The organism is Corallococcus terminator (genome assembly GCF_003611635.1).
GTDB lineage: Bacteria > Myxococcota > Myxococcia > Myxococcales > Myxococcaceae > Corallococcus > Corallococcus terminator.
The window spans coordinates 1-9,784 of sequence record NZ_RAVZ01000354.1; the positions used below are offsets into that span (position 1 = coordinate 1).

The following is a 9,784-nucleotide window of genomic DNA, read 5'->3' on the forward strand; positions in this document are numbered from 1 at the left end:
GCCTTCCCCCCATGCCCACGGACGTGCAGGTGACGCCCGTGCGCGGCGCGGCCGACCGGACGGCCTTCATCCGGCTGCCCTACGCCCTCTACCGTGACGACCCGAACTGGGTTCCGCCGCTGGAGATGGAGCGCAAGGACTTCCTGGACCCGAAGAAGAACCCCTTCTTCGACTACGCGGAGGTGGAGTTGTTCCTCGCGCGGCGTGGGACGGAGGTGGTGGGCCGCGTGGCCGCCATCAAGAACCCGCGCCACATGGAGGTCCACGGCACGAAGGAGGGCTTCTTCGGCCTCTTCGAGTGCGTGAACGACGCGGGCATCGCCCGGGGCCTGCTGGACGCCGCCAGCGCGTGGCTGAAGGCGCGCGGCATCGACCGGGTGCTGGGGCCGGCCAACTTCTCCTCCAACCAGGACTGGGGCCTGCTCGTGGAGGGCTTCGACACGCCCCCCGCGCTGATGATGCCGTACAACCCCACGTACTACCTGGGGCTCCTGGAGACGTGCGGCTTCACCAAGGCGAAGGACCTGTGGGCCTATGAGCTGTCCTCGTCCGCGGAGCCGCCGGAGAAGGTGGCGCGCATCGCGGAGAAGATCCGTCAGCGCGAGGGCGTCACCGTGCGTCCCGTGAACCTGAAGGACTTCCCCGCGGAGGTCGCCCGCATCAAGGAGATCTACAACTCCGCCTGGGAGAAGAACTGGGGCTTCATCCCGTTCACCGAGCGCGAGTTCGACCACATGGCCAAGGAGATGAAGGCCATCGTGCGGCCGGAGCTGGTGCTCATCGCGGAGGTGAAGGGGGAGCCCGTCGCCTTCTCCATGACGCTGCCGGACGCCAACCCGGCCTTCAAGGCCGCCAACGGGCGCCTCACCACGTTCGGCCTGCCCATTGGCCTGGCCAAGCTGGTGCTGGCGTCGCGGCGCCTCAAGCGGCTGCGCCTGCTCACGCTGGGCATCAAGGAGGGCTACCGGCGCCGCGGTCTGGACGCCATCCTGTACCTGGACACGCTGCGCACCGCGAAGGCGCTGGGCTACACGGGTGGGGAGATCTCCTGGACGCTGGAGGACAACCACCTGGTCAACCGCGCCATCGAATCCATGGGCGGCCAGCGCTCCAAGACGTACCGCGTGTTCCAGCGGCCCGTCTGAGCACGGCCCTTGCGTAGGACGCTTCCGCCCGGGCTCTCGGCCCGGGCGGAAGGCACCACCCTTCCCTGCTACTTCGGCATCGGGGGCGCGGCGCCGGTGGTGCCGGCGGCGGTGTCCTTCACCGACGCGGCGCTGGTGTTGGCGTTCTCCTTCTCCAACTGGGCGCGCTTGGACTTCAGCGTCGACAGCAGGCCGTCGAAGCCCTTCGTCTGGAGGATCTTTCGGAACTGGCCGCTGTACGTGTCCACGAGCGACACCTCGTCGGTGATGACGTCGTAGATGCGCCAGTCACCCTTCGCGGAGGTCCGGTAGAGCTTGTAGTCCACGGGCACCTGGTCGGACTTCACGGTGAGCTTCGTGTCGACCGTGGCCTCGTTCGCCTGCACGCTCTCCTTGCCGTAGGCGACCTCCGCCTTGGCCTGCCCGATGGCCTTCTGGGCGTACGAGGCGCGCAGCAGCCCCGTCATGGTGTCGGTGAACTCCTTGCGCTGGGTGGCGGTGAGGCCCGCCCAGGCCTTCTCGCCCATGGCGCGCTTGGCGAGCTCCTCGAAGTCGACGAACTTCTCCACGACGGACGCGAGCGACTGGACGGTGGCGCCCGGCGCATTGGCGGCCTTCTGGACGTCCGCGTTGCCCGACTTCACGACATTGAGCGGCGTCACGGGCGCGGCGGCGAGCAGCGTGGCGGCAAGCAGGGAAGCAATCATTTTGATGAAGCTCCGGGTTGTAGGACGCGTGAAACGACGCGTGAGAGGACTGGCGGCCTGGAAGGGTTATTCATCCGAGGCCGGGACGGCACCCGTCACGCGTGCCAGGGACGCCAGACCCACGCGCACATCGAACCAGCTCTTGCCCCGCTCCGCCGACGCCTGGGCCAGCGCGGTGAAGGAATCCACCAGCTCGCGGGTGTCGCCGGTGCCCAGGTCGAACGCGGCGTAGGCGGCCGTGGCCCAGCGCTTCGCGTTCTTCTCCGCCTCCGTGAAGGACTTCGCCCGCGAATAGGCCGCGACGAGCTGGCTCTGCACCTGCGTGACTTCCAACTGGATGCCGGCCTTGAGCGTCTGTTCCTGCGCGCGCAGCTTGTCCAGCTCCGCGCGGGCCTGATCCAACTGCGCGTCCTTGATGGGGATGTCGAAGGTGCCGCGCACCACGAGGCCCAGGCCCACGGTCCGGTCGTTGTACGGGTCGTACGCGAAGGGGCTGCGCTGGCGCGTGGCGCTGCTCGTCCAGCGGATGTCGTAGAAGCCCGCGAGGCCCAGGTCCGGGTAGTAGCTGCGCTCGCGGATGAGGACCTCCTGCTCGCGCGCGATGATGCCGGCGGAGATGGCCTTGAGCTCCGGACGGCGCTCGCTGGCCTGCTTCAGCGCGGTCTCCAGGTCGGGCACCGTCACGTCCTCGCGCAGCGGCAGCTCCTCCTCCACCACCTCCACCTGCTCATCCGGGGCGGCGCTGGCCAAGAGCCGGATGGCGGTGAGCGCGAACTGCTCCCCCTGCAGGGCGCTGGCGCGCTGGCCCTCCACGAGCTGACGGAAGTACCCCAGCTTGTACGTGTCCAGCTTCGCCACCTGATCCGAGTCCTCCTTGAGCAGCGCGTCGATGCGGTCCCCCGCGTCCTTGAGGCGCTTGGCCACGTCCTCCAACTGCTTCAGGCCGGTGCGCGCCAGTTGATAGCCGTAGTAGGCCTGCGCGGCCTGGAAGCCGGCTTCCGCGCGCACGCGCTCGCGCAACGCCGCGCCGACGATGGGGCCCTGCTCTCCCGCCTTCTCCAGCGCGGACAGCTTGCCGAACGTGTACAGCGGCAGCACCGCGTTGCCGGTGGAGAACACCGTCACGCCCACCTTGCCGAAGTTCCAGTCGCCCTCCAGCGACGCTTCCGTGGTGGGCGGGCCGCCCAGGCCGTCGTTGCGCGCCTCGGGGACGGGGCCGCCCGCGCCCAGGGTGATTTCGAACCTGGGGAACCACGCCCACTTCGCCTGCTGGTGCAGCGCCTGGAACTTGCGCAGCTCCGCGCTCGCCTCCGCCACGCGCGCGTCCTGGGTGCGTGCCCGCTCCACCAGTTCGGCCAGGGTGATGGGGCCCTTGGGCGGCTTCGTGCCGGCGACGGCTCCCGGCGCCTTGCCTGTCATGGGCACACTGTCTCCGGGCGAACCGTTCCCGGGGACATCCGCGCCCGGAATGTTGGCTCCGGCTCCCGCGCCCGGCGTGCGGCCGACACCGGGGACACCCGTGCCCGGGGCACCCGTGGTGGGGGGGACGCCCGCGCCGGGCGGGGCCCCCGCGCCCGGCGTGCCCTGCATCGTCGTGGAGGTCTTCGGCGCGGAGGTGGTGGCGCTCTGCGCGGCGTTGCCGGCTTCGGCCGCCGGCCCCATGTTCACGGGGGTGGGCCCGGGCGGCAGCATCGAGCCGGTCCCCGAAGCAGGGCTGCCCGAAGAGGAGCCCGTTCCAGAGGACCCGGGCATGCCCGGCGTGCCCTGGCTTCCCGAGGCGCCCGGCGAGGGAATGGTGGCGGGTGACAGGCTGCCGGGAGAGGGGGCCGCGGTGCCCGGAGCGCCCGTTCCCGGGGCGTTCGAGGGAGCGATCGTGGGTGAGATCTGCGCGCCCGAAACACCGCCCGTGAGCATCATTGCCACTGCGACGACCCTGCCGACGTCTCTGCCCATGCTGTGGTCCGCCTCGTGTGCGGCGGGCATATCTGGAAGCCCGCGCCGGTGCAGCATTTCTGTGCACCGGCGCTCAGTGCCAGATGTCAGCTTCCGCCCAGTCCCTCCCGCGCGAGGAGGTCCCGTAGCGCGCGTGACAATCCACGACATTCATTTCAGACAAAGCTTGGTCGGCGCGCGCGGGGATCGCAGAATCCCGCGCCGAGTTCGACGCCTTCCTTCAAGGAAATCCCCATGGCACACACCGACCGCGTCAAGCAGATCCTGTCCTGGTACCCCTCTGACAACCCCGGCACGCTGACGAACCTGGCGCGGCTGCTGAACAGCGGCACGCTGGCGGGCACGGGCAAGCTCGTCATCCTCCCGGTGGATCAGGGCTTCGAGCACGGCCCCGCGCGCTCCTTCGGTCCGAACCCGGCCGGATATGATCCGGACTACCACGCGCAGTTGGCCATCGAGTCGGGCTGCAACGCGTACGCGGCGCCGCTGGGCTTCCTGGAGGCCGTCGCCGGCAAGCTCCAGGGTGAGATTCCCCTCATCCTCAAGGTGAACAACTCCGACTCGCTGGCCAAGACGGCCGCGCCCATGTCCGCGGTGACGTCGTCCGTGAAGGACGCGGTGCGCCTGGGCTGCACGGCGGTGGGCTACACCATCTACCCGGGCTCGGCCGCCCGCAACGAGCAGTACGAGGACCTGCGCGACATCATCGCGGAGGCCAAGTCCTACGGCCTGCCCACCGTGCTGTGGGCCTACCCGCGCGGCGCCCTGTCCAAGGAGGGCGAGCTGGCCATCGACGTGGTGGCGTACGCGGCGCAGATCAGCGCGCAGTTGGGCGCGCACATCATCAAGGTGAAGCCGCCCTCCGACTTCCTGGAGCAGCCCGAGGCGAAAAAGGCCTTCGAGAAGGCCAACATCCCCACCAAGACGCTGGCGGACCGCGTGCGCGAAGTCGTGCGCTCCGCGTTCAACGGCAAGCGCATCGTCATCTTCTCCGGCGGCGAGGCGAAGGAGACGGCGGCGCTCATGGACGACATCAAGCAGATCCACCAGGGTGGCGGCTTCGGCTCCATCATGGGCCGCAACGCGTTCCAGCGTCCGCACGGCGAGTCCGTGAAGCTGCTCAAGGACGTGATGAACATCTTCGCCAGCAAGTAGTCCCCGGCATCGCACGCCCGGCGCTTCGCACCCCTTCCGGCTGGACGCTGGGAAGGTGCCCGTCCGGGCGTGTTCCGACGTCGACATCCGGCGCCTGGCTGGCCCCCGGTCAGGCCGCCCCCCGGTGCTCCCTCCTGGCCTCCGCTGGCTTGTTCGGCTACGGACCCAGGCATGACGCATCGAAACAGGATGCCATCGCCGGACAGCACGCAGCCGCTTGAACCCGACGCAGCCGGGAGCGCGGTCGAGGAAGTGCTCGCCGGTGGCGGTGAGATGGGCGCCCTGATGCGCTCGATGGACTGGTCGACGACGCCGCTGGGCCCCGTGGCGGGGTGGCCGCAGTCGCTGCGCACCGCCGTCAGCACCTGCATCAACTCCGCCTTCCCCATGATGCTCTTCTGGGGGCCGGAGCTGGTGAAGCTCTACAACGACGGCTACCGGCCCATGCTGGGCAGCAAGCACCCGCAGGCCATGGGGTGCGCCGGCCAGGAGGTCTGGGCGGAGGCCTGGGACTTCATCGGCCCCCTGGCCGAGAAGGTCCGGACGGAGGCCCGTCCACACTGGGCGGAGAACCAGTTGCTCCTCATGGAGCGCCACGGCTTCATCGAGGAGACGTACTTCACCTTCTCGTACAGCCCCATCCGCGATGAGAGCGGAGGCGTGGGCGGTGTGCTCGACACCGTCATCGAGACCACGGGCCAGGTGCTGGACGCGCGCCGGATCCGGATGATGCAGGAGCTGTCCACGCGCACCACCGGGAGCCTCCAGGTTCCCGACGCCCGCGCACGGGCCATGGAGGCGCTGGCCACGAACCCGGCGGACATCCCCTTCGCCCTGCTCTACCGGTTCGACGCGGACGGCACCGGGGCCTGGCTCGAAGGCCGGATGGGCCTGGACGCCGACAGCCCGCTCGCTCCCGAACGGATGCTCTCGCGCTCGGAGGTCCCCGCGCCCTGGCCCCTGGCCCAGGTGCTCCACTCCGGCCGTGCCGAGCGCGTGGACGGACTGCGGGAGCGCTTCGGCGCCCTGCCCTCGCGCGAGGGCCTGCCCCCACCGGATTCCGCGCTCGTCCTGCCCATGGTCCGGCCCGGAGAAACGGGCCCGGCGGGAATGCTCGTGCTGGGCCTGTCCCCACGGCTCCTGCTGGATGCGTCCTACCGCTCGTTCCTGGAGCTCGTCGCCAGCGGCCTGGGCTCCGCGCTCGCCAGCGCCCGCGCCTACGAAGAGGCCCGACAACGCGCCGACGCGCTGGTGGAGGTGGACCGGGCGAAGACGGCCTTCTTCTCCAACGTCAGCCACGAGTTCCGCACGCCCCTGACGCTGCTGCTGGGCCCGCTGGAGGACGTGCTCACGGACGCGGAGCACCCGCTGGAGCCCCGGCACCAGGCGCAACTGGAGCTCGCGCGGCGCAACGGCCAGCGGCTGCTCAAGCTGGTCAACAGCCTGCTCGACTTCAGCCGCCTGGAGGCCGGCCGGATGCAGGCCACCTTCGATCCCACCGACCTCTCCGCGCTCACCGCAGGACTGGCGGGGGCCTTCGACTCGCTGGTGGCGAAGGCGGGGATGCGGCTGGTGGTGGACTGCCCTGCCCTGCCCGAACCCGTCTGGGTGGACCGCGATCTCTGGGAGAAGGTCGTCCTCAACCTCATCTCCAATGCCTTCAAGTTCACCTTCGAGGGAGAGATTCGTGTCCGGCTGAAGTGGCTCGGCGACCGGGTGGAGCTGTCCGTCAGCGACACCGGCACCGGCATCCCGGACTCGGAGGTGCCCCGCGTCTTCGAACGCTTCCACCGGGTGGAAGCGGCCCGGGGGCGCAACCATGAGGGGAGCGGCATCGGACTGGCGCTCGTCCAGGAACTGGTGAAGCTGCACGGAGGCACCGTCTCCGTGGAGAGCACGGAGGGCCAGGGCAGCACCTTCACGGTGTCGCTGCCCACGGGCACGGCGCACCTGCCGCACGACCTGCGCAAGGACCGTCCGCCGGCGGGCCTGCCCCAGACCGCGACGACCGAAGCGCTCGTCCGCGAAGCGTCCCAGTGGATCCCCTCCTCCGGCGAGCCCTCCGCCGCGGCCCGGAAAGCTCCGTCCGCGTCCGGGGCCTCGCAGGGCCACGTCCTGCTGGCGGACGACAACGCGGACATGCGCAGCTACGTCCAGCGGTCGCTCGAGGGCCGCTTCACGGTGGAGGCCGTGGCGGACGGACAGGCCGCGCTCGCCGCGGCACGGGAGCGCCCACCGGACGTCGTGCTGTCCGACGTGATGATGCCGGGACTCGACGGCTTCGGGCTGCTGCGCGAGCTGAGGGCGGACACGCGCACGGCCCACGTCCCGCTCATCCTCCTGTCGGCGCGGGCGGGCGAGGAGGCGAAGGTCGAGGGACTCCAGGCGGGCGCGGATGACTATCTGGTGAAGCCCTTCGGCGTCCGCGAACTGGTGGCGCGACTGGAGGGAACCGTGAACGCCGCGCGGGCGAGGAGGCAACGCGAGGAGCTGCTCCGGGCCCTCGAACTCTCCGAGGCGCGCTACCGGCTGGCCACCCGGGCCACGAAGGACGCCATCTGGGATTGGGACCTGCGCACGCAGGAAGTGACGTGGAACGAGGGCGTGCGGACGCTGTTCGGCTACTCGGGCGACGCGGTCCAGCCCACGTCCGCCTGGTGGTACGAGGCCATCCACCCGGACGACCGGGAGCGCATCGTGGGCAGCATCCACACCATCATCGACGCGCCCGGGGGCAGCGACTGGCGGGGCGAGTACCGGTTCCGGCGCCAGGACGGCACGTACGCCCAGGTGGAGGACCGGGGTTGGGTGGTGCGCGACGGCGCCGGCACGGCCCTGCGCATGGTGGGCGCGATGCAGGACGTCACCGAGCGCAAGGCCACCGAGGAGACGCTCCGCCGCAGCGAGGAGGAGTTCCGCACGCTCGCGGAGGCCCTGCCGGAGGCGGCCTTCACCGCCGACCCCAAGGGCGACGTCACCTACGTGAACGCCGTGCTGCCCAACTACACCGGCCTGCCCGCGGCGAAGCTGCTGGGCACGGGGTATCTGGACATCCTCCACCCCGAGCACCGCGAGCGGACCCGGGAAGAATGGGAGGCCGCCCAGCGGACGCGGGCGCGCTACGAGAGGGAACACCAGGTGCTGGGCCGGGACGGCACCCACCGCTGGCACATGGTGCGGGCCCTGCCCGTGAAGGACGCGCAAGGCCGGGTGCTCAAGTGGGTGGGCACCTCCACGGACATCCATGACCTGCGTCAGGCCCAGTCACAACTGCAGCAGCGCGCGGACTTCGAGCAGCAGCTCATCGGCATCGTCAGCCACGACCTGCGAAACCCCGTGAGCGCCATCCTCCTGGGCGCCGCCAGCCTGATGCGCCGGGATGAACTGGACGCGCGCAGCACCAAGGCCGTGAGTCGCATCCAGTCCGCGGCGGAGCGGGCCCACCGGATGATCCGCGACCTGCTCGACTTCACCCAGGCCCGCCTGGGCGGGGGCATCCGCCTCCAACGCCGCCCCACGGATCTGCACGCGGTCATCGGGGGCGTGCTGGAGGAAATCGAAGCGACGCACCCGGACCGGGAGCTCCACAAGCGCGCCAGCGGCGACGGTCACGGCGCGTGGGATCCGGACCGGCTGGGGCAGATGGCGCAGAACCTGGTGACCAACGCGCTCAAGTACAGCCCCCGGGAAACGTCGGTCCGCGTCGAGACCCGGGGCGACGGCGACAGTGTCGTCCTGTCCGTCCACAACCCGGGCACCCCCATCCCTCCCGAGCGGCTGGAGCGGCTCTTCCAACCGCTCCAACGCGCCAGCGGCGAGGTCGACAACAGCACCCGGAGCATCGGGCTGGGGCTCTACATCGTGAAGCACCTGGCCGAGGCCCACGGCGGCACCGTGACGGTGCACTCCACGGCCGATGCGGGAACGACCTTCACGGTGCGGCTGCCCCGTCACGCTCCGGGTGTGGCTTCCGAAAACGCGTCGTAGCGCAGGCCGCACGCGCTCCCGGGAAGCAGGCCCGGGGGCCGCTCCGCCCGGGCGAGCCCCACGAAAAGCAAAAGGCCCGCGAGATTTCTCTCGCGGGCCTTTCCATTTCAGAGTGGAGCCAACCGGGATCGAACCGGTGACCTCCTGAATGCCATTCAGGCGCTCTCCCAGCTGAGCTATGGCCCCTTCTTTTCTACGTGTTACCGGTACCGCTTTTGGGGAGCGGTTCCGCCCTGCGAAGGCGGCGCACTTCTACCGTTTCTTCGCTCCCGTTGCCACAACTGTTTGAGGCCTCGCGACGCTTTTTGCGACCGGGGGCTTCGCCACTTTCAACCGTTCCGCGGCCTCTTCTCCTTCCCGGAGCAGGTCCGTGAGCTGCGCGGCGTGATCAGAAGCCGCCTTCTCGGCCGCCGCGATGGACGCGAGGAACCGATCGAACCCGGGGGGGAGCGTCAGGCGGCCCTGCTGGATGCTCTGCCAGACGGCCTCACCCAACTCCCGGTGGGTCTGTTCCTTCTTGTCCTTGAGGAAGGCGGCCTTGCCGTTGGCGCGCGCCAGCTCCGTGTTGCGCTCGACGGCCTCCCTCAGCTTGGCGAGCTTGGACTCGGCCGCCTGGAAGGCTTCGTTGATCTGCCGCATCACTTCGGACTGCTTCGGGTCTGCTGCCACGGCTGTCACCCTCAGGAGAAGTCGTTCGTGCGTAACGTGACGGCTCGCCGACTGTCAACCCGGCTTGCGGACGAGGCGCGCGGCGAAGAAGCCCCCACCGGGGACCCTGGGCGGCAGGGCGCGCAGGTACGGCCCATCCACACCCACCTGGAGCTCCGGCGCCCACCC

Annotated in this window: 6 protein-coding genes and 1 tRNA gene; 3 read left to right on the top strand and 4 right to left on the bottom strand. The window is 70.1% G+C overall.

Features of this window, described 5'->3' with window-relative positions:
* Window positions 1-1,145 (top strand): GNAT family N-acetyltransferase (locus tag D7V88_RS34315; protein ID WP_372241146.1); only part of this gene is annotated, 1,145 nt, incomplete at its 5' end.
* 68 nt (window positions 1,146-1,213) lie between these two features.
* Here D7V88_RS34315 and D7V88_RS34320 read toward each other — a convergent pair.
* Window positions 1,214-1,852, bottom strand: a complete 639-nt coding sequence (locus tag D7V88_RS34320) for an MlaC/ttg2D family ABC transporter substrate-binding protein (RefSeq protein ID WP_120544829.1) — start codon at window positions 1,850-1,852, stop codon at window positions 1,214-1,216.
* Between the two features lie 66 nt (window positions 1,853-1,918).
* Entirely contained in the window at window positions 1,919-3,805 is a 1,887-nt protein-coding gene (locus D7V88_RS34325; protein ID WP_120544833.1) for a TolC family protein, read from the bottom strand.
* Window positions 3,806-4,039: 234 nt separating this feature from the next.
* On the opposite strand from D7V88_RS34325, the gene D7V88_RS34330 reads away from it, so the two are divergent.
* Both D7V88_RS34330 and D7V88_RS34335 read left to right on the top strand, forming a co-directional pair.
* Window positions 4,040-4,960, top strand: a complete 921-nt coding sequence (locus D7V88_RS34330) for a class I fructose-bisphosphate aldolase (protein WP_120544830.1) — start codon at window positions 4,040-4,042, stop codon at window positions 4,958-4,960.
* 171 nt (window positions 4,961-5,131) lie between these two features.
* On the top strand, window positions 5,132-8,947 hold the full coding sequence (locus tag D7V88_RS34335; RefSeq protein WP_120544831.1) for an ATP-binding protein: 3,816 nt from the start codon (window positions 5,132-5,134) through the stop codon (window positions 8,945-8,947).
* Between the two features lie 113 nt (window positions 8,948-9,060).
* On the opposite strand, the gene D7V88_RS34340 is transcribed toward D7V88_RS34335, so the two are convergent.
* Both D7V88_RS34340 and D7V88_RS34345 read right to left on the bottom strand, forming a co-directional pair.
* Window positions 9,061-9,133, bottom strand: a tRNA-Ala gene (locus D7V88_RS34340).
* Between the two features lie 66 nt (window positions 9,134-9,199).
* Complete coding sequence (locus D7V88_RS34345; RefSeq protein WP_120544832.1) at window positions 9,200-9,616, bottom strand: hypothetical protein; 417 nt, start codon at window positions 9,614-9,616, stop codon at window positions 9,200-9,202.
* Between the last annotated feature and the right edge of the window lie 168 nt (window positions 9,617-9,784).